The organism is Mycolicibacterium chitae (genome assembly GCF_900637205.1).
Classification (GTDB): domain Bacteria; phylum Actinomycetota; class Actinomycetes; order Mycobacteriales; family Mycobacteriaceae; genus Mycobacterium; species Mycobacterium chitae.
On the sequence record NZ_LR134355.1, the window covers coordinates 3,649,280 to 3,673,459 of the forward strand.

Annotated in this window: 26 protein-coding genes; 14 read left to right on the forward strand and 12 right to left on the reverse strand. The window is 70.5% G+C overall.

Features of this window, described 5'->3' with window-relative positions:
- Nucleotides 1–1,389, forward strand: a complete 1,389-nt coding sequence (locus tag EL338_RS17425; protein WP_126334890.1) for an FAD-dependent oxidoreductase — start codon at nt 1–3, stop codon at nt 1,387–1,389.
- On the opposite strand, the gene manA is transcribed toward EL338_RS17425, so the two are convergent.
- The 4 genes from manA to EL338_RS17445 form a co-directional block, all read right to left on the reverse strand.
- On the reverse strand, nt 1,386–2,612 hold the full coding sequence (manA, locus tag EL338_RS17430; protein ID WP_126334891.1) for a mannose-6-phosphate isomerase, class I: 1,227 nt from the start codon (nt 2,610–2,612) through the stop codon (nt 1,386–1,388). The genes EL338_RS17425 and manA overlap by 4 nt on opposite strands.
- 50 nt (nt 2,613–2,662) lie before the next feature.
- On the reverse strand, nt 2,663–3,742 hold the full coding sequence (locus EL338_RS17435; RefSeq protein WP_126334892.1) for a TobH protein: 1,080 nt from the start codon (nt 3,740–3,742) through the stop codon (nt 2,663–2,665).
- Entirely contained in the window at nt 3,739–5,157 is a 1,419-nt protein-coding gene (locus EL338_RS17440; RefSeq protein WP_126334893.1) for a phosphomannomutase/phosphoglucomutase, read from the reverse strand. The genes EL338_RS17435 and EL338_RS17440 overlap by 4 nt, the downstream gene beginning before the upstream one ends.
- A 148-nt stretch (nt 5,158–5,305) precedes the next feature.
- A complete protein-coding gene (locus EL338_RS17445) occupies nt 5,306–5,725 on the reverse strand; it encodes a DUF3499 domain-containing protein (protein ID WP_126334894.1) in 420 nt (139 codons plus the stop codon).
- A 194-nt stretch (nt 5,726–5,919) separates the two neighbouring features.
- Between EL338_RS17445 and EL338_RS17450 the strand changes: the two genes are divergently transcribed.
- A complete protein-coding gene (locus EL338_RS17450; RefSeq protein WP_235666540.1) occupies nt 5,920–6,330 on the forward strand; it encodes a metallopeptidase family protein in 411 nt (136 codons plus the stop codon).
- Nucleotides 6,331–6,339: 9 nt separating this feature from the next.
- Here EL338_RS17450 and EL338_RS17455 read toward each other — a convergent pair whose 3' ends face one another.
- The gene (locus EL338_RS17455; protein ID WP_179967291.1) at nt 6,340–6,603 is read right to left on the reverse strand and encodes a WhiB family transcriptional regulator; all 264 of its coding nucleotides are present in this window, start codon (nt 6,601–6,603) and stop codon (nt 6,340–6,342) included.
- Nucleotides 6,604–7,019: 416 nt separating this feature from the next.
- Between EL338_RS17455 and cofD the strand changes: the two genes are divergently transcribed.
- The 3 genes from cofD to EL338_RS17475 are packed head-to-tail and all read left to right on the forward strand — an operon-like array spanning nt 7,020 to nt 9,903.
- Complete coding sequence (gene cofD / locus EL338_RS17465; protein ID WP_126334897.1) at nt 7,020–8,018, forward strand: 2-phospho-L-lactate transferase; 999 nt, start codon at nt 7,020–7,022, stop codon at nt 8,016–8,018.
- Nucleotides 8,015–9,367, forward strand: a complete 1,353-nt coding sequence (locus tag EL338_RS17470) for a coenzyme F420-0:L-glutamate ligase (protein WP_126334898.1) — start codon at nt 8,015–8,017, stop codon at nt 9,365–9,367. Before cofD ends, EL338_RS17470 begins: the two co-directional genes overlap by 4 nt.
- A complete protein-coding gene (locus EL338_RS17475) occupies nt 9,364–9,903 on the forward strand; it encodes an NUDIX hydrolase (protein ID WP_126334899.1) in 540 nt (179 codons plus the stop codon). The genes EL338_RS17470 and EL338_RS17475 overlap by 4 nt, the downstream gene beginning before the upstream one ends.
- Nucleotides 9,904–9,917: 14 nt before the next feature.
- Here EL338_RS17475 and manB read toward each other — a convergent pair whose 3' ends face one another.
- The 3 genes from manB to rfbD are packed head-to-tail and all read right to left on the reverse strand — an operon-like array spanning nt 9,918 to nt 12,761.
- The gene (gene manB / locus EL338_RS17480; RefSeq protein WP_126334900.1) at nt 9,918–11,003 is read right to left on the reverse strand and encodes a mannose-1-phosphate guanylyltransferase ManB; all 1,086 of its coding nucleotides are present in this window, start codon (nt 11,001–11,003) and stop codon (nt 9,918–9,920) included.
- Nucleotides 11,000–11,878, reverse strand: coding sequence for a glycosyltransferase family 2 protein (locus tag EL338_RS17485; protein WP_126334901.1), 879 nt, complete (start codon nt 11,876–11,878; stop codon nt 11,000–11,002). The genes manB and EL338_RS17485 overlap by 4 nt, the downstream gene beginning before the upstream one ends.
- A 25-nt stretch (nt 11,879–11,903) precedes the next feature.
- Nucleotides 11,904–12,761, reverse strand: a complete 858-nt coding sequence (rfbD, locus tag EL338_RS17490; RefSeq protein ID WP_235666190.1) for a dTDP-4-dehydrorhamnose reductase — start codon at nt 12,759–12,761, stop codon at nt 11,904–11,906.
- A gap of 67 nt (nt 12,762–12,828) precedes the next feature.
- Between rfbD and EL338_RS17495 the strand changes: the two genes are divergently transcribed.
- The 3 genes from EL338_RS17495 to EL338_RS17505 are packed head-to-tail and all read left to right on the forward strand — an operon-like array spanning nt 12,829 to nt 15,847.
- A complete protein-coding gene (locus EL338_RS17495; protein WP_126334903.1) occupies nt 12,829–14,298 on the forward strand; it encodes an LCP family protein in 1,470 nt (489 codons plus the stop codon).
- Between the two features lie 10 nt (nt 14,299–14,308).
- Nucleotides 14,309–15,019, forward strand: coding sequence for a TIGR03089 family protein (locus EL338_RS17500; RefSeq protein WP_126334904.1), 711 nt, complete (start codon nt 14,309–14,311; stop codon nt 15,017–15,019).
- Between the two features lie 21 nt (nt 15,020–15,040).
- Entirely contained in the window at nt 15,041–15,847 is an 807-nt protein-coding gene (locus EL338_RS17505; protein WP_126334905.1) for a biotin--[acetyl-CoA-carboxylase] ligase, read from the forward strand.
- Nucleotides 15,848–15,850: 3 nt separating this feature from the next.
- Here the strand turns inward: EL338_RS17505 and EL338_RS17510 are convergent, their stop codons facing one another.
- The 3 genes from EL338_RS17510 to EL338_RS17520 are packed head-to-tail and all read right to left on the reverse strand — an operon-like array spanning nt 15,851 to nt 18,806.
- Nucleotides 15,851–17,020 carry an acyl-CoA dehydrogenase gene (locus EL338_RS17510; RefSeq protein ID WP_126334906.1) on the reverse strand — a complete coding sequence of 390 codons (1,170 nt, stop codon included), beginning with the start codon at nt 17,018–17,020 and terminating at the stop codon, nt 15,851–15,853.
- Between the two features lie 29 nt (nt 17,021–17,049).
- Nucleotides 17,050–17,556 (reverse strand): 5-(carboxyamino)imidazole ribonucleotide mutase, encoded by a 507-nt coding sequence (gene purE / locus EL338_RS17515; RefSeq protein ID WP_170217454.1) that lies wholly within the window; start codon nt 17,554–17,556, stop codon nt 17,050–17,052.
- The gene (locus EL338_RS17520; RefSeq protein WP_170217457.1) at nt 17,556–18,806 is read right to left on the reverse strand and encodes a 5-(carboxyamino)imidazole ribonucleotide synthase; all 1,251 of its coding nucleotides are present in this window, start codon (nt 18,804–18,806) and stop codon (nt 17,556–17,558) included. The genes purE and EL338_RS17520 overlap by 1 nt, the downstream gene beginning before the upstream one ends.
- Nucleotides 18,807–18,873: 67 nt before the next feature.
- Here EL338_RS17520 and EL338_RS17525 point away from each other — a divergent pair, with 67 nt between their 5' ends.
- Nucleotides 18,874–19,557, forward strand: a complete 684-nt coding sequence (locus EL338_RS17525) for a GtrA family protein (protein WP_126334908.1) — start codon at nt 18,874–18,876, stop codon at nt 19,555–19,557.
- On the opposite strand, the gene EL338_RS17530 is transcribed toward EL338_RS17525, so the two are convergent.
- Nucleotides 19,512–20,030, reverse strand: a complete 519-nt coding sequence (locus EL338_RS17530; protein WP_126334909.1) for a PH domain-containing protein — start codon at nt 20,028–20,030, stop codon at nt 19,512–19,514. The two genes, EL338_RS17525 and EL338_RS17530, sit on opposite strands and share 46 nt — an antisense overlap.
- A 115-nt stretch (nt 20,031–20,145) precedes the next feature.
- Between EL338_RS17530 and EL338_RS17535 the strand changes: the two genes are divergently transcribed.
- From EL338_RS17535 to EL338_RS17555, 5 genes are all read left to right on the forward strand, one after another.
- Nucleotides 20,146–21,771 carry an acyl-CoA carboxylase subunit beta gene (locus tag EL338_RS17535; RefSeq protein ID WP_126334910.1) on the forward strand — a complete coding sequence of 542 codons (1,626 nt, stop codon included), beginning with the start codon at nt 20,146–20,148 and terminating at the stop codon, nt 21,769–21,771.
- A 67-nt stretch (nt 21,772–21,838) separates the two neighbouring features.
- The gene (locus tag EL338_RS17540; RefSeq protein WP_126334911.1) at nt 21,839–22,111 is read left to right on the forward strand and encodes an acyl-CoA carboxylase epsilon subunit; all 273 of its coding nucleotides are present in this window, start codon (nt 21,839–21,841) and stop codon (nt 22,109–22,111) included.
- A 25-nt stretch (nt 22,112–22,136) separates the two neighbouring features.
- Nucleotides 22,137–22,808: a Maf family protein gene (locus EL338_RS17545; protein ID WP_197721941.1), complete on the forward strand. Its 672-nt coding sequence runs from the start codon at nt 22,137–22,139 to the stop codon at nt 22,806–22,808.
- Between the two features lie 10 nt (nt 22,809–22,818).
- Nucleotides 22,819–23,712, forward strand: coding sequence for a sulfurtransferase (locus EL338_RS17550; RefSeq protein WP_126334913.1), 894 nt, complete (start codon nt 22,819–22,821; stop codon nt 23,710–23,712).
- A gap of 2 nt (nt 23,713–23,714) precedes the next feature.
- Complete coding sequence (locus EL338_RS17555; RefSeq protein WP_179967292.1) at nt 23,715–24,119, forward strand: SufE family protein; 405 nt, start codon at nt 23,715–23,717, stop codon at nt 24,117–24,119.
- Nucleotides 24,120–24,180 lie beyond the last annotated feature (61 nt).

Below are 24,180 nucleotides of genomic sequence, written 5' to 3' on the forward strand. Positions count from 1 at the left end.
ATGAGCAGGACACATAATCTCCCGCGCGATCATGTCGTGGTGATCGGCAGCAGCGTCGCCGGTCTCTGTGCGGCCAAGCTGCTTTCCGAGCATTTCGAGCGGGTGACGCTGTACGAACGCGACCGGTTGCCCGACACCCCGGTCAATCGCAGCGCCATCCCGCAGGGCGACCACGTGCACCTGCTGATGGCCCGCGGGGCCGAGGAACTCGAGAAGGTGTTCCCCGGGCTACTCTCGGCCATGACCGACGAGGGCGTGCCGGTGGTGCGCAACCAGCCGGAGTCCATTCACTTCACCGCCGGCGGGCACGTGCTGGGCACCGGGCAGGTCCTCGAATCGAACTTCACCGCCTACGTCCCGAGCCGGGCGCAGCTCGAGTGGCAGATCCGCTCGCGGGTCAGCGCGCTGCCCAAGGTGCACATCATCGAGCGCGGGGTCACCGAACCGGTCTACGACCCGGTGGCCGGCCGAATCACCGGGGTGGTGCTCGACGACGGCGAAACCGTGCCCGCCGACCTGGTCGTCGACGCCTCCGGGCGCGGCAGTCGGCTCCCGACGTGGTTGGAGCAGTGGGGATTCGGGCGTCCGCGCGAGGATTCGGTCAAGATCGGCGTCACCTACGCATCGCAGCGCGTGCGCATCCCCGCGGGCCTGATGGCCGAGAAGATGGTCCTGGTCAGCGCGCCGCACGACCGGCCGCTGGGCATGGGCATGCTCTTCCACGAGGACGCCATCTGGACGGTGACGGCGTTCGGCGTCGCCAAGGCCGAACCGCCCGGGGACTTCACCGGCATCTGCGACCTGGCCGAGACGGTGCTCCCGCCGCACATCAGCGCGGCGCTGCGGGCCGGAGAACCGGTGGGGCAGATGAACTTTCACCGCTACCCCACCAGCAAGTGGCGGCGCTACGACAAGATGGATCGGCTGCCCGAGGGCATCTTCCCGTTCGGCGACGCCGTCGCGAGCCTGAACCCGACCTTCGGTCAGGGTGTGACCATGACCGCGCTGCAGGCCGCCAACCTGCGCGAGGCGCTGTCCCCCGGCGTCGACGGATTCGTCCAGCGACTGATCCGCCGCACCGCACGCACGACGCTGCCGGTGTGGCTGATGAACTCGGTGGCCGACATCGAGGCCCACGGCGCCCAGGGGCCGCGGCCCAAGTGGTACGGGCCGATGTTCGGGCTGTTCGATCAGTTCCTCGGCGCGGCCGAGACCGATCCCGTTCTGGCCGAATGGTTCCTGCGCCGCACCAGCCTGCTTGACAGCGTCTGGATGACACCGCCGCCGCGGATCATCGGGCGCGCGGTCCGCACCAACATGCGGCAGTGGATGGCCGAGCATGGTCGCCGCCGCGACGACGTCGGCGAGGAAGCCGTCGCGAGTTCCTAGATGCCGACCGTGGCCCGGAACAGGGTGGCGGGCTGCTCGGCGACCAGGCGGATCCGGCCGTCGTCGGCGGAAACCCATGCGGCACTGCCCCGTTCGAGCTGCACCTCACCGGCCTTGCCGAGCACCGTCACGGCCCCGTCGGCGCAGATCAGCACCTGCGGCCCCTCGTGCCGGCAGGGCGCGTCGACCTCGTGGCCCAGGTGCTCGCCGTCGAGGTGCAGGATCGACACCGCGAACTCCGCGGCCGGGGTGCGGTAGCTGCGCTCGAAGCCGTCCTGCTGCACCTCCGGATGCAGATCCTTGTCGGTGGCCGGGGTGAAGTTCAGCACCCGCAACAGCTCGGGCACGTCGACGTGCTTCGGGGTCAACCCGCCGCGAAGCACGTTGTCCGAGTTGGCCATCACCTCGAGGCCGACGCCGTGCAGATAGGTGTGCAGGTTGCCGGCCGGCAGATAGATCGCCTCGCCGGGCTGCAGGTGGACCCGGTTGAGCAGCAGCGCGGCCAGCACCCCGGCGTCGCCGGGATAACGCTCCCCCAGCTCCAGCGCCGTGCGGGCCACCGCGGCGAACTCGGTGTCCTCCGAACGCAGATAGTTGATGGCGCCGTCGAGCACCGCGGGCACCAGGACGTCCAGGTCGGGCTGCGGCAAGGTGATCCAGGTGGTGAACAGCGCGCGCAGCCCGTCGGCGTCGGACTGATCCGAGAGCAGGTTGACGTAGGGGTCCAGGTCGGAGACCGCCAGCGCGCGCAGCAACTCGACCGTCCGGGCCGCCGGGCGGAATCCGGCCAGGGCCTCGAACGGCTGCAGCGCCACCAGGATCTCGGGCTTGTGGCTGCGGTCGCGGTAGTTGCGCTCCGGGGAGCTCAGCGGCACCCCCAGGCGGTCCTCGCGGGCGTAGCCCTCGACGGCCTGCTCGGAGCTGGGATGGGCCTGCAGCGACAGCGGTTCGTCGGCGGCCAGGATCTTCACCAGGAACGGCAGGGCATCGCCGAACCGCGCGCGTACCGCCGGGCCGAGCTGCCCCTCCGGGTCGGCCTTCACCAGATCCAGCAGCGGGCGTTCGCCGTCGGGGGTCTGCACCCACGCCGGGTCGGCCGGGTGCGCGCCGAGCCACAACTCCGCCTCGGGGTGCGCGGTCGGCACCGGCCGACCGGTGAAGTCCGCGATAGCGGTCCTCGAACCCCAGGCGTACGTGCGTATCGCCCCGCGTAGCAGCTCCACTACCTGATCCCCTGTGTCCTGATCCCCTGTGTCATGCCGTCCCCACGCCGTCAGCCTCGGACCAGACGCAGGTACACCGCGGCCATCGCGAGCCGAACAGCGAGCGTAGCCAATTGCTGTTCAGGACGGTCGACTCCCATCGGGGCGGCGGCCTCGTCGGCGTCGGGGACATCCTGAACACCCACCATATCGACGTCCGGGAAGCCGGCCAGCCGTGCTGTCAGCGTCGGCCGCTCGGCGCTGAGCGTCAGCGCGAGCACCCGCAGCGGCGCCGGGGCGGGCCCGTCGATCTCCTCGTCGTGGAACAGCGCGTCGACGCCGGCACCGGCGCCGAGCACGCCGGAGCGCAGCACGGCCATCGCGTCGGCCAGGCCGGCCGCGGCCACCGGTTGCCCGGCGATCCGCAAGAACAGCACCGCGGCGTGGCGGGCCAGGGCCAGCGTCGCGGCGCAGTCCCCGGTGAGCGCCACATCGCGGCCGGCGATGCGCTCGGCCAACCCCTTGGCGGAGTTGGTGAACACCTCGCGGGCCGCGCTGTTGCGCAAGGCCTCGGCGTCCAGCTCATCGGCCAGTGCGCCCAGGTCGGCGGGCACCGCCGAGTCGACGGCGGCCAGCACGGCCAGACCCGCGGCCAGGTAGCGGCAGAACGCGAACTCGTCGGGCACCGTCAGCCGGGGGGCCAGATCGGCCGAGTGGCCCGCCGCCGCGTCGCGCAGCGGACCCTCGATCGGCGCGGCCACCACCAGCTGGCTGCCGCGGCGGACCGCGGTCGCCGCCGCGGTCACCAGCGTCGGGTCGGCCGGGTCGTCACCGGCCACCACCAACACGTCGAGCGGACCGATCCAGGGCGGCACTTCGGCGGCCACCACGATCGGTTCGACGGCCGTGCCGCCCAGCGTCGCCGCCAGCACCGCGCCCGCGGATTCGGCGGTCCCGCGCCCAGCCACCCAGACCACCGAACGCGGCCGCTGCGCGCCGCGCAGCGCGTCGAGTGCGCCCTCGTCGACCGCCGCGGCGGTGGCCCGGACCTGCGCCCCGGCCATCGAGGCGGACCGCAACAGTCCGTCGCGGTCCGCCTCGATCAGGCCCTCGGTGTCGTCGATGTCGACGACTGCGCGCACCGCGTTCACGGGACCGCCTGCGGACCGGTCAGCGCCGCGCTGGCCACCGCGTCGATCTGTGCGGTGACCTGTTCGACGATGTCGCGGACGTCCTCGGTGGTGCGGGCCTCGACGTTGAGCCGCAGCAGCGGTTCGGTGTTGGAGGTGCGCAGGTTGAACCAGCTGTCGTCGCCGAGGTCCACCGTCACCCCGTCGAGGTGGTCGAGGGACTGCACGCGGTTGCCGAACCACTTCAGCACCGCCTCGACGCACGCGGGCGCGTCCTCGACGGTGTAGTTGAGCTCGCCGGAGGCCTCGTAGCGCTGGTAGTCGGCCGTCAGCTCGGAGAGCGGCCGGTCCGAATGGCCCAGCGCGGCAAGCACATACAGCGCCGCGAGCATCCCGGAGTCGGCACCCCAGAAGTCGCGGAAGTAGTAGTGCGCCGAATGTTCGCCGCCGAAGATCGCGCCGGTCTCGGCCATCAGACCCTTGATGTAGGAGTGCCCGACCCGGGACCGCACCGGTGTGCCGCCGCGCTCGATGATCAGTTCGGGCACCGCCCGCGAGGTGATCAGGTTGTGGATGACGGTGGCGCCGATCTCCCGGGACAGCTCGCGCGCGGCGACCAGCGCGGTGACCGCCGACGGTGACACCGGGCGGCCCTGCTCGTCGACCACGAAGCACCGGTCGGCGTCGCCGTCGAAGGCCAGGCCGATGTCGGCGCCGCTGTCCAGCACGAAGTTCTGCAGGTCCACCAGGTTGGCCGGGTCCAGCGGATTGGCCTCGTGGTTGGGGAAGGTGCCGTCGAGTTCGAAGTACAGCGGCAGCACCTGCAGCGCCTCGACCGGGCCGAGCACCGCCGGGGTGGTGTGCCCGGCCATGCCGTTACCCGCGTCGACGGCGACCTTCAACGGCCGCAGGCCGGCGAGGTCGACGAGGGAGCGCAGGAACTCGCCGTAGTCGGCGAGCACGTCCCGGTCGGTGACGGTGCCGGCCGGGCCGTCGTGGTCGGGAACGCCGTTGATGACCTCGTCGCGGATGGTGGCCAGACCGCTGTCCTGGCCGACGGGCTTGGCGCCGGCGCGGCACAGCTTGATGCCGTTGTAGGCCGCGGGGTTGTGGCTGGCGGTGAACATCGCGCCCGCGCAGTCCAGCAGGCCGGAGGCAAAGTAGAGCTGGTCGGTGGAGGCCAGCCCGATCCGCACCACGTCGAGCCCCTGGGCGGTGACACCGGCGGCGAACGCCGCGGCCAATTCCGGCGAGCTGGCCCGCATGTCGTAGCCGACCACGACCGTCGAGCTGTTCGCACGCACCAGCCGGGCGAACGCGGCGCCGACGGCGGTGACGAAGTCGGCGTTGATCTCCTCGCCGACCAGACCGCGCACATCGTATGCCTTGATCACGCGGTGCACCGCTTCGGCGGCAAACCCGGCGGAACGCGACATGCTCGAGACTCCTGACGGCACAAGGGGGTGCATCGAATGGATGGAAATGTCGGTGCCAGCCTAGCGGTTACCGTCTCGTGACTAGGCCGTCGATTTCACATCACTCGAGTTATGGCCTCAGTTCGGGCAATGCCCGCCCAGCCACAGCTCAGTCGCTGGGGTCCGGCAACACCCGAAGATGCCCGCGCCGGCGGCCGGATCCGGACCCGCTCGGGGCCGACGGGGCCAGCACCGCCCCGGCGTGCGACGCGCCGTGGGCGCCGGACGGCTCCGAAAAACCGTGCGCGGGCGCCTTCGGCAGCTCGCGGCCCTCGCGCACCGCGTCGGCCAGGGCCACCAGGTCGTCGTCGTCGGTGTGGGTCGGCAACGGGCCGGCGTGCCGGACCAGCTCCCAGCCGCGCGGTGCGGTGATGCGGCCGGCGTGCGAAACACACAGGTCCCAGGAGTGCGGCTCGGCCACGGTGGCCAGCGGCCCCACGACGGCGGTCGAATCCGAATAGACGAACGTCAACGTCGCCACCGCATAATGGGGGCACCCAGGCCTGCAGCAGCGACGCGGAACATTCACTCCGTGAGGCTATCGCGAGGACTCGATTCGGCTGCGCGGGACACGCGCACACCGCGCCGCGCAGCCGAACCGTTACCTTGCCCGGTCCCGCCCAGGTCGCCGGATACCATCTGCGGGTGGCCGATTCCCGCAGTTTCCGAGGCGGCCCGGCCCGCCGCGGCAGCCGACGGCACGGCCGGGAGTTCCGCGGTCCGCTGTTGCCACCGACCGTGCCGGGCTGGCGCAGCCGCGCCGAGCGGTTCGACATGGCCGTACTCGAGGCCTACGAACCCATCGAACGGCGCTGGCACGACCGGCTCACCACGCTGGACATCGCAGTCGACGAGATCCCGCGGATCTCGCCGCGGGATCCGGACAACGTGCAGTTCCCCCCGGAGGTCATCGCCGACGGCCCGATTGCGCTTGCGCGGCTGATCCCGGCCGGCGTGGATGTGCGGGGGAATTCGACCAGGGCGCGAATCGTGTTGTTCCGCAAGCCGATCGAGCGGCGCGCCAAAGACGCCCTGGATCTCGGTGATCTGCTGCATGACATCTTGGTGGCGCAGGTGGCCACGCATCTGGGCGTCGAGCCCTCGGTCATCGACCCGTCGATCGAGGACGACTGACCGAGTTTGCTAGATGATGCCGCGCTTGAGCCGGCGGCGCTCCCGCTCGGAGAGCCCACCCCAGATGCCGAAGCGCTCATCGTTGGCCAGGGCGTACTCGAGGCACTTGTCGCGCACCTCGCAGCCCAGGCAGATCCGTTTGGCCTCGCGGGTCGAGCCACCCTTCTCCGGGAAGAATGCCTCGGGGTCGGTTTGCGCGCACAGCGCGTTTTCTTGCCAGTCGTCATCTTCGGTTGCCGGGCCGGCATCGAAAATGTCCGGCACCACACTCAAATGCGACCGCCCCGCCGCTGCCCCCGTTGCCGAGTCCATATTGGTGTGCGGTGCACTGCCAATTGAGCCAAGAAAATGCTCAAAGGACATGTTCCGCCTCCTCACCTTGGTTTCGTCAATTCAAAAAATGTCGCCCACTATTGTTCTGTGGTCATCCCAATTCGAACAGGTGATCGAATCTCGGTCTGCGACACCGGAACCGGCCGGCCAACCGGGAAATGACACTGATGTGATTAGACACGGGTTAGCTGCCAGGGTCAAGCGGTAGGGTCGAAATTCATACCACCAACCGCCGAAATTGCGGCGCGTCGCAACCTTGGCGTGTCGTGTGAGTAATCGCACTGCGATTTCTGCGTGTCGATCACAGTGCGACCGGCTGACCGGCGCGGCAGCACCTACGCCTAGTCTCGTTCGGTGTGAAGGTCACCGTACTGGTCGGCGGAGTGGGCGGAGCCCGCTTCCTCTTGGGCGTGCAGCAGTTGTTGGGGTTGGGACAGTTTGCGGGCGCCCAGCCTACCGACTCCGGCGAGCACGAACTGACGGCCGTGGTCAACGTCGGTGACGACGCCTGGATGCACGGCGTACGGATCTGCCCGGACCTGGACACCTGCATGTACACCCTCGGCGGCGGCATCGATCCCGAACGCGGCTGGGGCCACCGGGACGAGACCTGGCACGCCAAGGAAGAGCTGGCCCGCTACGGCGTCCAACCCGACTGGTTCGGCCTGGGCGACCGCGACCTGGCCACGCATCTGGTGCGCAGCCAGATGCTGCGCGCGGGCTATCCGCTCTCCGCGGTCACCGAGGCGCTGTGCAAGCGGTGGGCGCCCGGGGCGCGGCTGCTGCCGGCCTCCGACGACCGCAGCGAGACCCACGTGGTCGTCACCGATCCCGACACCGACGAGCGGCGCGCCATCCACTTCCAGGAATGGTGGGTGCGCTACCGCGCCAAGATCCCCACCCACAGCTTCGCGTTCGTCGGCGCCGAGAAGGCCGCCGCCGGCGAGGGGGTCACCGAGGCGATCGCCGAGGCCGACGTGGTGTTCCTGGCGCCGTCCAATCCCGTCGTCAGTATCGGCGCCATCCTGGCCATCCCCGGCATCCGCGGCGCGCTGCGCTCCACCTCGGCCCCGGTGGTCGGGTACTCGCCGATCATCGGCGGTCGCCCGCTGCGGGGCATGGCCGACGAGTGCCTGACCGTCATCGGCGTCGAATCCACCTCGCAGGCCGTCGGCGAGCACTACGGCGCCCGCTCGGGCACCGGCATCCTCGACGGCTGGCTGGTGCACGACGGCGACACCGCCGCCATCGACGGCGTGGCGGTGCGGTCGGTCCCGCTGCTGATGACCGATCCGCCGGCCACCGCCGAGATGGTGCGCGCCGGGCTGGATCTGGTCGGCGTGGCGGCGCCGTGAGCGCGACGCCCGAACACGGCGCGGCCGGGGCCATCGAGGTGCTGCCCGTGCCGGGCCTGCCGGACTTCCGGCCCGGCGACGACCTGGTCGGCGCGTTGGCCGCGGCCGCACCGTGGCTGCGCGACAACGACATCGTGGTGATCACCAGCAAGGTGCTCTCCAAGGTCGAGGGCCGGGTGGTGCCGGCCCCCACCGATCCCGAGGAGCGGGACGCCCTGCGGCGCAAGCTCATCGACCGGGAGGCGGTGCGGGTGCTGGCGCGCAAGGGCCGCACGCTGATCACCGAGAACAGCTACGGGCTGGTGCAGGCCGCCGCCGGGGTGGACGGCTCGAACATCGGCAGCGACGAATTGGCGCTGCTGCCCACCGATCCCGACGCCAGCGCGGCCGGGGTCCGCGCCGGGCTGCGGGCCGCCCTCGGGGTGTCGGTCGCCGTCGTCGTCACCGACACCATGGGCCGCGCCTGGCGCAACGGGCAGACCGACGTCGCGATCGGCGCCGCCGGCCTGCCGGTGCTCTACGGATACGCCGGTGCCGCCGACACTTTCGGCAACGAGCTGTTGGTCACCGAGATCGCCGTCGCCGACGAGCTGGCCGCCGCGGCCGATCTGGTCAAGGGCAAGCTCACCGCCATCCCGGTCGCGGTGGTGCGCGGGCTGGACCTGCCCGACGACGGCTCGGCCGGGCGCAACCTGGTCCGCGGCGGCGAGGAGGACCTGTTCTGGCTGGGCACCGCCGAGGCCATCGAGCTGGGCCGCACCCAGGCGCAGTTGCTGCGCCGCTCGGTGCGCCGGTTCTCCCCCGATCCCGTCGACCCGGCGATCATCGAGGCCGCCGTCGCCGAGGCGCTGACCGCGCCCGCCCCGCACCACACCCGGCCGGTGCGCTTCGTGTGGCTGCGCGATGCGGACCGCCGCACCGCGCTGCTGGACCGGATGAGGGACAAGTGGCGCGCCGACCTGGCCGCCGACGGCAAACCGGCCGACGCGATCGAGCGCCGGGTGGCCCGCGGCCAGATCCTGTACGACGCCCCGGAAGTCCTGATCCCGTTCCTGGTTCCCGAAGGCGCACACAGTTATCCGGACGCCGCGCGCACCGCCGCCGAACGGACGATGTTCACCGTGGCCGTCGGCGCCGCGGTGCAGGCCCTGCTGGTCGCGCTGGCGGTCCGCGGCGTGGGCAGCTGTTGGATCGGCTCGACGATCTTCGCCGCCGACCTGGTGCGCGCCGGGCTCGATCTGCCCGCCGACTGGGAACCGTTGGGCGCCATCGCCATCGGCCACCACCCCGGCGATCCCCCGGGCCCGCGCGACCCGGCCGACCCCGACGGCCTGCTGGTGCTGCGATGACGCTGCGCGATTCGGTGATCCGGGCCCTGACCGACTGGGTGGCCCCCGACCCCGAGCAGGACACGCTGCGGCACGCGGTGCTGTCGTTCGTGCTGGCCCGCGAGGACGCCTGCGAGCGCGCCTGCGTGCCCGGCCACATCACGGCCTCGGTGGCGGTGCTCGACCACACCGGCACCCAGGTGTTGCTCACGCTGCATCCGCGGCTGGGCCGGTGGGTGCAACTCGGCGGTCACTGCGAGGCCGAGGACGCCGACATCGTGGCCGCGGCGCTGCGCGAGGGCCACGAGGAGTCAGGCGTCGCCGGGCTGCGCATGGACCCGAATCTGGTTGCCGTGCACGTGCATCCGGTGACCTGCTCGCTGGGTGTCCCCACCCGGCATCTCGATCTGCAGTTCGTCGCCCACGCCCCGGCGGACGCCAGGATCGCCCTCAGCGACGAGTCCCTGGATCTGCGCTGGTGGCCCTGCGCGGCGCTGCCGCCGGACACCGACCACGCCCTGGCGTACCTGGTGTCGCAGGCCACCGCCCGCGGCTAGCGCGCGCAGGAAGCTCAGACGTCGCTGGAGTACCGGATCCCGCAATCCGGCAGCTCGACTCCCGGCCACACCCGCGCCCCGCGGAGCAGCTCGCAGCGCGCCCCGATGTTCGCCCCGTCGCCGATCACGCCGTCGCGGATCAGCGCCCGCGGCCCGACGTGCGCGCCGAAGCCGATGATCGAACGCTCGATCACCGAACCGGCGTCCACCCTGGCCCCGTCGAAGATCACCGCGCCGTCCAGCCGCGAGCCCGGGCCGATCTCGGCGCCGCGGCCCACCACCGTGCCGCCGATCAGCACCGCGCCCGGGGCCACCGAGGCGCCGTCGTGCACCAGGGCCTCACCGCGGTCGCCCGGCAGCGCCGGCGACGGCGCGATCCCGCGCACCAGATCCGAGGACCCGCGCACGAAGTCCTCCGGGGTGCCCATGTCGCGCCAGTACGTCGCGTCGACGTAGCCGCACACCTTCACCCCGTCGGACAGCAGCGCCGGGAACACCTCGCGCTCCACCGACACCGGCCGCCCGCGCGGGATGCGGTCGATGATCTTGCGGTCGAACACGTAGCAGCCCGCGTTGATCTGATCGGTCGGCGGGTCCTGGGTCTTCTCCAGAAAGGCTGTGACGCGGCCGTTCTCGTCGGTGGGTACCGACCCGAACGCGCGCGGGTCCGCCACCCGCACCAGGTGCAGCGTCAGATCCGCGGAGTGGCCGTGATGGAACTCCAGCAGCGAACCGAGGTCCGCGCCGGACAGCACGTCGCCGTTGAACACGACGACGGTGTCATGGCGCAGCCGCGGCGCGACGTTGGCGATGCCGCCGCCGGTGCCCAGCGGATCGGATTCGAAGACGTACTCGATCTGCAGGCCCAGCTTGGAGCCGTCGCCGAACTCCTCCTCGAACACCTCGGCCTTGTACGAGGTGCCCAGCAGGACCCGCTCGATGCCGGTCGCGGCGATGCGCGACAGCAGGTGGGTCAGGAACGGCAGGCCGGCGGTGGGCAGCATCGGCTTGGGCATCGACAGCGTCAACGGCCGCAGGCGGGTGCCCTTCCCCCCGACCAGTACGACGGCATCGACCTTCTTCGGATCGAATCCGCTCATCGGTCCTGTCTCCTCATCTCGCGCCGTGACCGCCGGACCACCAGCCGCGACCGGACCACCAGCGCGCCGCGCATGGTCCACCGCAGCGGGCTGCGCCGCCACCCCGAATGTCGATCCGACAAGTATGTCCAGGTGCTCTCGTGGTGCGCGGCCAGATTACGGGCCGGATCTCGCCCAGTGGCATGCCCCTTGTCGTGCAGGATCTCCGCCGACGGCGCGTAGACGTTCTGCCAGCCCGCCCGGCCCAGCCGGTCGCCGAGGTCCACGTCCTCCATGTACATGAAGTACCGCTCGTCGAACCCGCCGATCTGCTCGAACGCCTCGCGCCGGACCAGCAGGCACGCCCCCGACAGCCACCCCACCGCACGCTCGGACGGCGCCTCGCGGTCCTGCCGGTAGGCCGCCGTCCACGGGTTCTTCCGCCAGAACGGGCCCACCACGGCGTGCATACCGCCGCGGATGATGCTGGGCAGATGCCGCGCCGACGGGTACACCGCGCCGTCGGGATCGCGGATCAGCGGGCCCACGGCCCCGGCGCGCGGCCAGCGCGTGGCCACCTCGAGCAGCGCGTCGATGCTGCCCGGCGCCCACACCACGTCGGGGTTGGCGATCACCACGAAATCAGAGCACTCGGGGTCGATCTCCCGCACCCCGCGGTTGACCGCGCGCCCGTAGCCCACGTTGGCCTCGTTGTGGATCAGCCGGGCGTTCGGGTAGCGCTCGACGGCCTCCTCCGGGCTGCCGTCCTGCGAACCGTTGTCCGCGATGACCACGCTGACCGGCCGGTCGGTGGCCACCGTCAGCGACGACAGGAACCGCTCGAGGTGCGGGCCCGGTGAATACGTCACCGTCACCACGGGCAGTTCGTCACTCACGGCGTAGAGGGTATCGGGCGAACCCTCAGGCCCCGGCGAGTGCCCGAGCCACCGCATCCTGCCAGGGCGGCAGCGGCCGCAGCCCGGCCCATTCGGACTGCCCGTGGGCCAGCGCCGAGTACGACGGGCGCGCGGCCGGGCGCGGATGGGCCCCGGACCCGACGGGGCGCACCAGGTCGGGGTCGGCACCGACGGCGGCGTACACCGCGCGGGCCTGATCGAACCGGCTGGCCTCGCCGCCGTTGCCGGCGTGCAGCAGCGGCGCCGCCGGCCGCTCGTCGACGATCTGCAGCAACGCGGCCACCAGGTCGCCGGTGTAGGTGGGCGAGCCGACCTGGTCGTCGACGACGTCGACGGCCTGGCCCGCCCGCGCCTTGCCGGCCATCACGGCCACGAAGTCGTTGCCGGAGCCGCCGGTGTAGACCCACGAGGTGCGGACCACGGTGGCCGTCGGCAGCGCCTCGGCCACGGCCCGCTCGCCGTCGAGCTTGCTGGCGCCGTACACGTTGACCGGGTCGGCCGGGTCGTCGAGTTCGTAGGGCCGTCCCGGGCCGCGGTCGGTGTCGCCGCCGAACACGTAATCGGTGGAAATGTGAATCAGTCGCGCCCCGGCGGCCGCGCAGGCGCGCGCCACATTCGCCGGCCCGGTTGCGTTGACCGCCCGGGCGTCGGCGGGGGCCGCCTCCGCGCCGTCGACGTTGGTGTAGGCCGCGCAGTTGACGACGACGTCGTCGCTGCTCAGCGCGGGCGCGGCGGCCGGGTCGGCGATGTTCCACTGCGCGGAGTTCAGGGCCAGCACGGCCCGGCCCTCCGCCGTTGCGCGGGCGGTCAGGAACCGCCCCACCTGACCCGCTGCACCCGTGATGACGATTCTGTTGGACACGGATCGAAGTCTGGCACGCCGGGTCCGGCTAACGGGATCCCGGCGGTTGCGCAAGTAGCCTTGCGGGGTGCCGGTCCAGGTCTTCCGCGTCATCTCCAGTGTGATTGCCGTTGCGATCGTGCTCGGAACCGGCGTGGCCTGGGCCAAGATCCGGTCCTTCGAGGGCGGCATCCACCACATCAGCACCGCCGCGCTCGGCGGCGACGGCGACGACGGCGCCATCGACATCCTGCTGGTGGGCTCCGACAGCCGCACCGACGCGCACGGCAACCCGCTGTCGCCCGAGGAATTGGCCATCCTGCACGCGGGCAACGACGTGGCCACCAACACCGACACCATCATCCTGGTGCGCATCCCGAACAACGGCCGCTCCGCCACGGCCATCTCGATCCCCCGCGACACCTACGTCGAACTGCCCGACAACGAGGGCAAGATGAAGATCAACGGCGTCTACGGCGACGCCAAGCTCGCGGTGATGAAGGACCTCATCGAGGTCCAGAAGATGGATCCGCTCGAGGGTGAGAAGCGCGGCATCGAGGCCGGTCGCGAATCGCTGATCAAGACCGTGGCCAAGCTGACCGGCGTCACCGTCGACCACTACGCCGAGATCGGCCTGCTGGGCTTCTCGCTGATCACCGACGCGCTCGGCGGTGTCGACGTCTGCCTCAAAGACGCGGTGTACGAGCCCCTTTCGGGCGCCGATTTCCCCGCGGGCTGGCAGAAACTGGACGGCCCCCGCGCGTTGAGCTTCGTGCGGCAGCGCCACGACCTGCCGCGCGGCGACCTCGACCGGGTGGTGCGCCAGCAGGTGGTGATGGCCTCCCTCGCCCACCAGGTGATCTCCAGCCAGACGCTGTCCAGCCCGGCCACGCTGAACCGGCTCGAGGAAGCCGTGCAGCGCTCGGTGGTGCTCTCCGAGGGCTGGGACATCATGAGTTTCATCGATCAGCTGCAGAAGCTGGCGGCGGGCAACGTGGTGTTCGCCACCATCCCGGTGCTCGACGAGGCCGGCTGGAGCGACGACGGCATGCAGAGCGTGGTGCGGGTCGACGAGGCCGCGGTCGAGGAATGGGTGGAAGGCCTGCTGCACAACCAGGACGAGGGCAACACCGAAGAGGTCGCCTACTCGCGGGACCAGACCACCGTCGACGTCATCAACGACTCCGATGTGGGCGGTCTGGCCGCGGCCGTGTCAACGATCCTGGGCACCAAGGGATTCACCGGCGGCAACGTCGGCAACAACGACCGCGAGCCCGTCGACAAGAGCCAGATCCAGGCCGCCGATTCCGAGGATCTGGGCGCCAAGGCCGTCGCCGAGGAACTGGGCCTGCCCGTCGTCGCCGACGAGGCCGTCCCGGCCGGCACGGTGCGGGTGGTGCTGTCCTACGACTACACCGGCCCGGGCTCCGGCCTGGACGGCTACGAGCCCGAGCTGGCGGGCGGCTCCCCCGACTCCGGCACCTTCGAGGTGAACTCGGCGCCGGCCCCGTCGCCGATCATCACCGCCGGATCCGACGACCCCAAGTGCGTCAACTAGCCTGAGGCCCGTGCTGAACCTGGCCTCGGCGGTGCTCGATCCGCTCCTCGACGACAACGCCGCGGGTCCGCGCATCACCTATTACGACGACGCGACCGGGGAGCGCATCGAGCTGTCCACCGCGACGCTGGCCAACTGGGCGGCCAAGACCGGCAACCTGCTGCGCGACGAACTCGGGGCGCAGCCGGGCACCACGGTGGCCGTGCTGCTGCCCGCGCACTGGCAGACCGCGGCCGTGCTGTTCGGCATCTGGTGGATCGGCGCCGAGGTGACGCTGTCCGGACCCGCCGACATCGCGCTGTGCACCGCAGATCGGCTCGACGAGGCCGACGAGGCGGTCGGCATGGGTGAGATCGCCGTCCTGTCGCTGGACCCGTTCGGCAAGCCCGTCGCGGACCTGCCGGTGGGCCTCACCGACTACGCGACCGCGGTGCGCGCCCAGGGCGATCAGATCTTCCCCGAGACCCAGCCCGGCCCCGCATTGGGCGGCCGCTCCGCCGAGCAGGTGCTGGCCGAGGCCCAAAGCGCGGCGGCGGCAAGGAATCTCGAGCCCGGCGACCGGGTGCTGACCTCGCTGGGCTGGTCCACGCCCGAGGACCTGCTGGCCCACGTCGTGGGTGTGTTCGCCGTCGGCGCCTCGCTGGTGCAGGTCGCCAACCCCGACCCGGGCGCCGCGCCGCGGCGCATCGAAACCGAGAAGGTGACCCGGGTCCTGGACTGAGAGCCGGTTACGCTGGCGGCCATGGCAACCGAGGCCCCGCGACCCGAACTGGACCTGGCAACGCTGCGCGCGGCCGTGATCGGCGGCGATTCACCGTGGCGGCAGGTCGATGTGGTGCCCGAAACCGGTTCCACCAACGCCGATCTGCTGGCCCGCGCCGCCCAAGGCGCCGACATCGCCGGGGCGGTGCTGCTGGCCGAGCATCAGACCGCCGGCCGCGGCCGCCACGGCCGCAGCTGGTCGGCCCCACCGCGGTCGCAGCTGTCCTGTTCGGTCGCCGTCAGCGCCGCGGGGGTGCCCACCGAGGCCTGGGGCTGGCTGCCGCTGCTGACCGGTGTGGCCGTCGTCGACGCGCTCGATCAGGTCTGCGGGCTGCCGGCCGGGCTGAAGTGGCCCAACGACGTGCTGGCGGGCGACGGCAAGCTGGCGGGCATCCTGGCCGAGGTCGCGAGCCCGGGGCCGACGATCGTGGTCGGCCTGGGCCTCAACGTCACGCTGACCACCGAGGAGGCACCCGACCCGCGGGCCACCTCGCTGCTGCAGCTCGGGCACGGCGACGTCGACCGGACCACGCTGGCCGCGGCGTGGCTGGCGCAGCTGGGCGCCCGCGTCACCGCGTGGCAGGCCGCCGGCGGCCCGGACGCGGCGTTGCGGGACGACTACCGCCGATACAGCCTGACGCTGGGCGCGCCGGTGCGGGCGCTATTGCCCGGTGGTGACGAGATCACCGGCACCGCAACGCATGTCGACGAGCTCGGCCGCCTCGGCATCGACGACGGCGGCGCCGGGGCGACCGTGTCCGCGGGCGACATCACGCACCTGCGCTGAGGTTCAGCGCAGTAGTGCGCGGCTCATGACGACGCGTTGGATTTGGTTGGTGCCTTCGTAGATCTGGGTGATCTTGGCGTCGCGCATCATTCGTTCGACGGGGAAGTCGGTCGTGTAGCCGGCGCCGCCGAACAATTGCACGGCGTCGGTGGTGACTTCCATGGCCACATCGGAGGCCAGGCACTTGCTGGCCGCGGAGATGAACCCGAGGTTTCCCTCGCCGCGTTCGGCGCGTGCGGCGGCGGTGTAGACCATCAGCCGGGCGGCTTCGACCTTCATCGCCATGTCGGCGATCATGAACTGCACGGCCTGGAAGTCGCTGATGGACTTGCCGAATTGCTTGCGGTCCTTGGTGTAGTCGATCGCCGCGTCCAGCGCGCCCTGGGCGATGCCGACGGCCTGGGCGCCGATGGTCGGGCGGGTGTGGTCCAGGGTGGCCAGCGCGGTCTTGAACCCGGTGCCGGGCGCCCCGATGATCCGGTCCCCGGGGATGCGACAGTTCTCGAAGTACAACTCGGTGGTCGGCGAGCCCTTGATACCCAGCTTGCGTTCCTTGGGCCCGACGACGAACCCCTCGTCGTCGGCGTGCACCATGAACGCCGAGATGCCGTTGGCGCCCTTGTCGGCATCGGTCACCGCCATCACCGTGTACCAGGTGGACTTGCCGCCGTTGGTGATCCAGCACTTGGCGCCGTTGAGGATCCAGTCCTCGCCGTCGGCCTTGGCCCGGGTCCGCATCCCGGCCGCATCCGAGCCCGCCTCGCGTTCGGACAACGCGTAGGAGGCCATCGCCGACCCGTCGGCCAGCGACGGCAACACCTGGGCCTTGAGTTCCTCGGAACCGCGCAGGATCAGCCCCATCGTGCCCAACTTGTTGACCGCCGGGATCAACGACGCCGAAGCATCCACCCGGGCGACCTCCTCGATGACGATGCACGCCGCCACCGAGTCCGCGCCCTGCCCGCCGTAGGACTCGGGCACATGGATCGCGCTGAAACCCGAGGCATTCAGCGCCGCCAAGGCCTCCTCGGGGAACCGCGCGTTCTCGTCGACATCAGCCGCGTACGGCGCGATCTCCTTCTCACACAACGCCCGAATCGCCGCCCGCAACTCCCGATGCTCCTCGGGCAGCTGAAACAAATCGAACGACGGATTGCCGGTCCAGTCAGCCATCGTGATCTCCTTGCTACTCGCCGGTAACTTTACTCGCCCAGCAGCTTCTGCCGTAACGCCGCGTCCTTCTCCAGGACCATCTCCTCCAGATCGGCCTGGAAGCGCGCCATCCGGTCACGCAGGGCGCGGTCGGCGGCGCCCAGGATGCGCACCGCCAGCAGACCGGCGTTGCGGGCCCCGCCGATCGACACCGTCGCCACCGGGACCCCGCCGGGCATCTGCACGATCGACAGCAACGAATCCAGGCCGTCCAGGCGCGCCAGCGGCACCGGCACCCCGATGACCGGCAGCGGCGTCGCCGCGGCGACCATGCCGGGCAGGTGCGCCGCGCCGCCGGCCCCCGCGATGATCACCTCGAGGCCGCGCTCGGCGGCCGAGCGGGCGTAGTCGAGCATCCGCCCGGGCGTGCGGTGCGCGGAGACGACGCCCACCTCGAAGGGCACCTCGAACTCCGCGAGCGCCTCGGCGGCGTCGGCCATCACCGACCAGTCGCTGTCGCTGCCCATGATCAGCCCCACCCGGGGTCCAGTCGTCATCAATTGTCCGTTCCGTGCTCGTTGTGCTCATGCTCGTCGTATCCGTCGGTCCACTGCGCGTGCGACAACCAGTGTGCGGCCCGGTTGGCCCGCTCCCGCACCACGTCCAGCGCCTCGCCGGGTTTGGCCACCAGGTTGACGTGGCCCAGCTTGCGGCCGGCCCGCTCGCCCTTGCCGTACAGGTGCACCTTGGCGTCGGGCATCCGGGCGAACACGTGGTGCACCCGCTCGTCGACGCTCATCTGCGGGGTCTGCGCGGCGCCCAGCACGTTGGCCATGACCACCAGCGGGGCGCGCGCCGAGGTATCGCCGAGCGGATAGTCCAGCACGGCCCGCAGGTGCTGCTCGAACTGGCTGGTGACCGAGCCGTCCATGGTCCAGTGCCCGGAATTGTGCGGACGCATCGCCAGCTCGTTGACCAGGATCGCGCCGTCGACGGTCTCGAACAGTTCCACCGCCAGCACGCCCACCACGCCGAGTTCGGCGGCCAGGCGCAGGCCCAACTGCTGGGCCCCGGCCGCGGTGTCCTCGTCGAGGTCGGGCGCCGGGGCCAGGACCTCCACGCAGATGCCGTCGCGCTGCACGGTCTGCACCACGGGCCAGGCCGCGCCCTGCCCGAAGGTCGAGCGCGCCACCAGCGCCGCGAGTTCGCGACGCATGGCCACGCGCTCCTCGATCATGATCGGCACACCGTCGGCCAGGTACTCCGCGGCCACGCGGTGCGCCTGCTCGGGGTCGTCGAGCAGCACCACGCCGCGGCCGTCGTAGCCGCCCCGGATGGTCTTGATCACCGCGCGCCCGCCGGCCTCGGCGGCGAACCGCTGCGCCACCTCGGCGGAGGTGACCTCGGCGAACCGCGGGATCGGGGCGCCCAGCGCGGCCAGTTTGGTGCGCATCAGCAGCTTGTCCTGTGCGTGCACCAGCGCCTCGGGCGGCGGGGCCACCGTCACCCCGTCGGCCACCAACTCGGCCAGATGCTCGGGGGGCACATGCTCGTGATCGAACGTCAGCACCGTCGCGCCCTTGGCAACCCGGCGCAGGGCATCGAGGTCGGTGTGCGAGCCCAGCACCACATCGGGGCTGACCTGCGCGGCGGACTCGGTCGGGTCGACCGCCAGCACCCGCAGCGTCTGCCCCAGGGCCACGGCGGCCTGATGGGTCATCCGGGCCAGTTGACCACCGCCGACCATGGCCACCACGGGCATGGTTCGAGCCGAACGCTGAGGAGTCGGATCAGGCACGTCATCCATCGTGTCATGGCCGATATCCGGCGGACGATTAAGCGTCTCTCACGCAAGTTCCGTACACTGGCTATTCGTGTCCTTTGCCGATGCCACGATCGCGCGCCTGCCGCGCCCGGTCCGACCGTTCGCCGAGCGGCACCATGAGCTGATCAAGTTCGCCATCGTCGGGGCGACGACTTTCGTCATCGACTCGGCGATCTTCTACACGCTGAAGCTCACCATCCTCGAGCCCAAGCCGGTGACGGCCAAGATCATCGCGGGCATCGTCGCGGTGATCGCGTCCTACATCCTCAACCGCGAATGGAGCTTCCGGGACCGCGGCGGCCGCGAACGCCACCACGAGGCGCTGCTGTTCTTCGGGGTCAGCGGGGTCGGCGTGCTGCTGTCCATGGCGCCGCTGTGGGTGTCGAGTTACGTGTTGATGCTGCGCGTTCCGATGGTGTCGCTGACCACCGAGAACATCGCCGACTTCATCTCGGCCTACATCATCGGCAATTTGCTGCAGATGATGTTCCGGTTCTGGGCATTTCGCCGTTTCGTCTTTCCCGACGAATTCGCCCGCAACCCCGACAAGGCCCTGGAATCCACCTTCACCGGTGGCGGGTTGGCCGAGGCGCTCGAGGATCACTACGAGCTGCGTCAGCCCATGGGCGCCCAGGATCCCAACAATGTCGTCACTCCGCTGCGGCGGTCACGGCGCCGCGCGGCCCGTCAGTTGGGGAATTCCTCGGACCCCACGGTGTCGAAGACCTCGTGATACAGCAGCGCGTGGACCCTCTCCACGCGCGGAATGTCGTAGAACTCCAACGGATCCTGGCTCGCTGATTCGATGATCAGCGTGCCGGTGCGCAGCATCCGGTCGACGATCCCGTGCCGGAACTCCACGCTGTTGATGCGCGCCAGCGGAATGTCGATGCCGGCGCGGGTCAGCAGGCCGTGCCGGAACATCACCCGGCGTTCGGTGATGACGAAGTGCGTCGACCACCACGTCAGGAACGGCCACAGCGACAGCCAGCCGACGATCACCACCCAGATGGCCAGGATCACCAGCGAGACCACCGTGGTGGCGTTGCCGTCCCAGTCCAGCGAGTTGACATACGCCGCACCGAAGGACGCCAGCGCGGTCATCACCAGCAGGATGAGCACCGGGCCCACCAGCCGCTTCCAGTGCGGGTGCCGGTGCAGCACCACCTGCTCGTCGCGGGCCAGGACGTTGTCGGGGTATCCCACCGACGGGAGTTTACTGGGGCGCGGCGGGCGCGCGGACCCTAATTCCCGAGGCTTCTTAAGGGACTAGTAAGGGCCGAGCGTCGCCGCGGGAGGCGTCGCCGTTAGCATCTACGCCATGACGAGCGTTACCGAGCCCGAGAACGAGACCGCCGACATCCACACCACCGCCGGCAAGCTGGCGGAGCTGCGCAAGCGCGCCGCCGAAGCCCTGCACCCGGTCGGCGAAGCCGCCGTGGAGAAGGTGCACGCCAAGGGCAAGCTGACCGCTCGCGAGCGGGTGCTGGCGCTGCTGGACGAGGGTTCGTTCGTCGAACTCGACGCGCTGGCCAAGCACCGCAGCAAGAACTTCGGCCTGGAGAAGAACCGACCCACCGGCGACGGCGTGGTGACCGGCTACGGCACCATCGACGGCCGCGATGTGTGCGTGTTCAGCCAGGACGCCACGGTGTTCGGCGGCAGCCTCGGTGAGGTCTACGGCGAGAAGATCGTCAAGGTCCAGGAGCTCGCGATCAAGACCGGTCGCCCGCTGATCGGCATCAACGACGGCGCCGGCGCCCGCATCCAGGAGGGTGTGGTCTCGCTGGGCCTCTACAGCCGCATCTTCCACAACAACATCAAGGCCTCGGGCGTCATCCCGCAGATCTCGCTGATCATGGGCGCCGCGGCCGGCGGGCACGTGTACTCCCCCGCCCTGACCGACTTCGTCATCATGGTCGACCAGACCAGCCAGATGTTCATCACCGGACCCGACGTCATCAAGACCGTCACCGGCGAGGACGTCACCATGGAGGCCCTCGGCGGCGCCCACACCCACATGTCGAAGTCCGGCACCGTGCACTACGTCGCCTCCGGCGAGCAGGACGCGCTGGAGTATGTGCGCGATCTGCTGAGCTACCTGCCGCCCAACAACTACGCCGAGCCACCGCGCTACCCCGCGCCGCCGCACCCCGGTGCCATCGAGGACAACCTCACCGACACCGACCTCGAACTCGACACGCTGATCCCGGATTCGCCGAACCAGCCGTACGACATGCACGAGGTGATCACCCGGATCCTCGACGACGACGAGTTCCTCGAGATCCAGGCGGGCTACGCGCAGAACATCGTCGTCGGCTTCGGTCGCATCGACGGCCGCCCGGTGGGCATCGTGGCCAACCAGCCGACCCAGTTCGCGGGCTGCCTGGACATCAACGCCTCGGAGAAGGCCGCCCGGTTCGTCCGGACCTGCGACTGCTTCAACATCCCGATCGTCATGCTCGTCGACGTCCCCGGCTTCCTGCCCGGCACCGATCAGGAGTACAACGGCATCATCCGCCGCGGCGCCAAGCTGCTGTACGCCTACGGCGAGGCCACCGTCGCCAAGATCACCGTCATCACCCGTAAGGCCTACGGCGGCGCGTACTGCGTGATGGGATCCAAGGACATGGGTTGCGACGTGAACGTCGCCTGGCCGACGGCGCAGATCGCGGTGATGGGCGCCTCGGGCGCGGTGGGCTTCGTGTATCGCTCCGAACTCAAGGAGGCCGCCAAGAACGGCGACGACGTCGACGCGCTGCGCCTCGAGCTGCAGCAGTCCTATGAGGACACCCTGGTGAACCCGTATGTGGCCGCCGAGCGCGGTTACCTCGACGCGGTGATCCCGCCGTCGCACACCCGCGGCTACATTTCGACCGCGCTGCGGCTGCTGGAGCGCAAGATCGTCCAGACCCCGCCGAAGAAGCACGGCAACATCCCCCTGTGACCGGAGTGATTTCGGTGCGCCCGGTGGCGCTTGGCGCAACCCAGCGCACCTAAATCGGAAGGAAAAGATGGACACCGACATCATCGAGGTCAGCGACCCGCGGGACATGACGATCGACGACCCGGCCCCGCCGGTGCCGCAGATCCAGGTCCTCAAGGGCAACCCGACCGTGGAGGAGGTCGCCGCACTGGCCACCGTGCTGGCCGCCGCCGGCGGGGGGCAACAGGCCCCCGGCCCGCAGGAACTCAACCCGTGGGGCCACCCGGTGGACAAGCTGCGCTACGCGGTCACCAGCTGGCAGCGGGTCACGCTGCTGGAGCGCACCCACATGCGGCGTTGATGAGCCGCTGGCGCGAAGAACAGCACTGATGACCCGGGTTGTCCTGGGTTCGGCGTCCACGGGTCGACTCTCGGTGCTGCGCGGCGCCGGGATCGACCCGCTCATCATCGTCTCCGACGTCGACGAGGACGCGCTGTTGGCCGCTCACGCCGACGCCCCGGCCGCCGAGCGAGTACGCGTGCTGGCCGAGGCCAAGGCCGACGCGGTGACCGTGGCCCTGCCCGCCGAGGTGGCCGCGGATTGCGTTGTCATCGGCTGTGATTCGATGCTGCTGCTCGACGGCGCGCTGTGCGGCAAGCCCGGTGACGCCGCGGCCGCGCGGGCGCAGTGGCAGTCGATGGCCGGCCGCGCCGGTCAGCTGTTGACCGGGCACTGCGTGGTGCGGGTGCGGTCCGGCCGCACGGTCGGCAAGGTCGGCGAAACCGGCAGCACCACAGTGCATTTCGATACCCCCACCGAGGCCGACCTGACGGCCTACATCGCCCGCGGCGAACCCTTGGGCGTGGCGGGCGGTTTCACCCTGGACGGCCTCGGCGGCTGGTTCGTCAGGGCCATCGAGGGTGATCCGTCCAACGTGATCGGATTGAGCCTGCCGCTGACCCGCAGGCTGTTCGAGCGCGTCGGAGTATCGATCGACGGGTTGTGGGGCGCGGGCGGCAACTCCACCGACCTTCAGCATCGAGGTACTGCCCGGTAGGCTCAACACCGTGCCGCTTCCCGCAGATCCCAGCCCCGCCCTGAAGGCCTACGCCCACCCCGAGCGCCTGGTGACCGCCGACTGGTTGTCGGCCCACCTGGGTTCCAAGGGTTTGGCCATCGTCGAATCCGATGAGGACGTCCTGCTTTACGACGTCGGCCACATTCCCGGTGCCGTCAAGATCGACTGGCACACCGACCTCAACGACGGGCGCGTGCGCGACTACATCACCGGCGAGCAGTTCGCGGCGCTGATGGACCGCAAGGGCATCGCCCGCGACGACACCGTGGTGATCTACGGGGACAAGAGCAACTGGTGGGCCGCGTACGCGCTGTGGGTGTTCACGCTGTTCGGCCACGAGGACGTCCGCCTGCTCGACGGCGGCCGCGATCTGTGGATCTCCGACGGCCGCGACACCACGCTGGACGTGCCGACCCGGACCTCCACCGGCTACCCCGTCGTCGAACGCAACGACGCGCCCATCCGCGCCTTCAAGGACGACGTGCTGGACACCCTGGGCACCGAGGTGCTCATCGACGTGCGCTCGCCGCAGGAGTACACCGGCGAGCGCACCCACATGCCCGACTACCCCGAGGAAGGCGCGCTGCGCGGCGGCCACATCCCCACCGCCGTCTCGGTGCCGTGGGCCAAGGCCGCCGACGACCACGGCCGGTTCCGCAACCGGGCCGAACTCGACGAGATCTACGCGTTCGCCCGCGACGCCGAGACGCCCGTCATCGCCTACTGCCGCATCGGCGAGCGGTCCAGCCATACCTGGTTCGTGCTCACGCATTTGCTGGGAATGGACAACGTGCGCAACTACGACGGTTCGTGGACCGAGTGGGGCAACACCGTGCGGGTGCCGATCGTCACCGGCGAGGAGCCCGGAGCGGTGCCCGGGTGAGCATGCCCGCGCCGCTGGCCGAGGTGGTCTCCGACTTCACCGAGGTCGAGGGGCAGGACAAGCTGCGGCTGCTACTGGAGTTCGCCGAGGAGTTGCCGCCGCTGCCGGCCGACCTCGAGGAGGCGGCCATGGAACCGGTACCCGAATGCCAGTCGCCGCTGTTCCTGCACGTCGACGCCGCCGATCCCGAGCACGTCCGGCTGTTCTTCTCCGCCCCGCCCGAGGCGCCGACCACGCGGGGCTTCGCCGGGATCCTGGCGACCGGACTCGACGGGCAGACCAAGGTCGACATTCTCGCGGTGCCCGACGACTTCTACACCGAGTTGGGCCTGGCGGCGCTGATCAGCCCGCTGCGGCTGCGCGGCATGTCGGCCATGCTGGCGCGGATCAAGCGGCGTTTGCGGTAGGCCGCCCAGGGCGCGCAGTTGTTGCTAGGGTGCTAGCACTCAGCAGGTGAACGCCAGCACA

Bases quoted from the DNA above. Each gene is read 5' to 3' on its own strand.
- EL338_RS17425 (WP_126334890.1), top strand. From the start codon at position 1: ATGAGCAGGACACATAATCTCCCGCGCGATCATGTCGTGGTGATCGGC.
- EL338_RS17440 (WP_126334893.1), bottom strand. From the start codon at position 5,157: ATGTCGCGTTCCGCCGGGTTTGCCGCCGAAGCGGTGCACCGCGTGATC.
- EL338_RS17475 (WP_126334899.1), top strand. From the start codon at position 9,364: ATGACGCTGCGCGATTCGGTGATCCGGGCCCTGACCGACTGGGTGGCC.
- manB (WP_126334900.1), bottom strand. From the start codon at position 11,003: ATGAGCGGATTCGATCCGAAGAAGGTCGATGCCGTCGTACTGGTCGGG.
- EL338_RS17505 (WP_126334905.1), top strand. From the start codon at position 15,041: ATGGCAACCGAGGCCCCGCGACCCGAACTGGACCTGGCAACGCTGCGC.
- EL338_RS17510 (WP_126334906.1), bottom strand. From the start codon at position 17,020: ATGGCTGACTGGACCGGCAATCCGTCGTTCGATTTGTTTCAGCTGCCC.
- purE (WP_170217454.1), bottom strand. From the start codon at position 17,556: ATGACGACTGGACCCCGGGTGGGGCTGATCATGGGCAGCGACAGCGAC.
- EL338_RS17520 (WP_170217457.1), bottom strand. From the start codon at position 18,806: ATGGATGACGTGCCTGATCCGACTCCTCAGCGTTCGGCTCGAACCATG.
- EL338_RS17535 (WP_126334910.1), top strand. From the start codon at position 20,146: ATGACGAGCGTTACCGAGCCCGAGAACGAGACCGCCGACATCCACACC.
- EL338_RS17540 (WP_126334911.1), top strand. From the start codon at position 21,839: ATGGACACCGACATCATCGAGGTCAGCGACCCGCGGGACATGACGATC.
- EL338_RS17555 (WP_179967292.1), top strand. From the start codon at position 23,715: ATGCCCGCGCCGCTGGCCGAGGTGGTCTCCGACTTCACCGAGGTCGAG.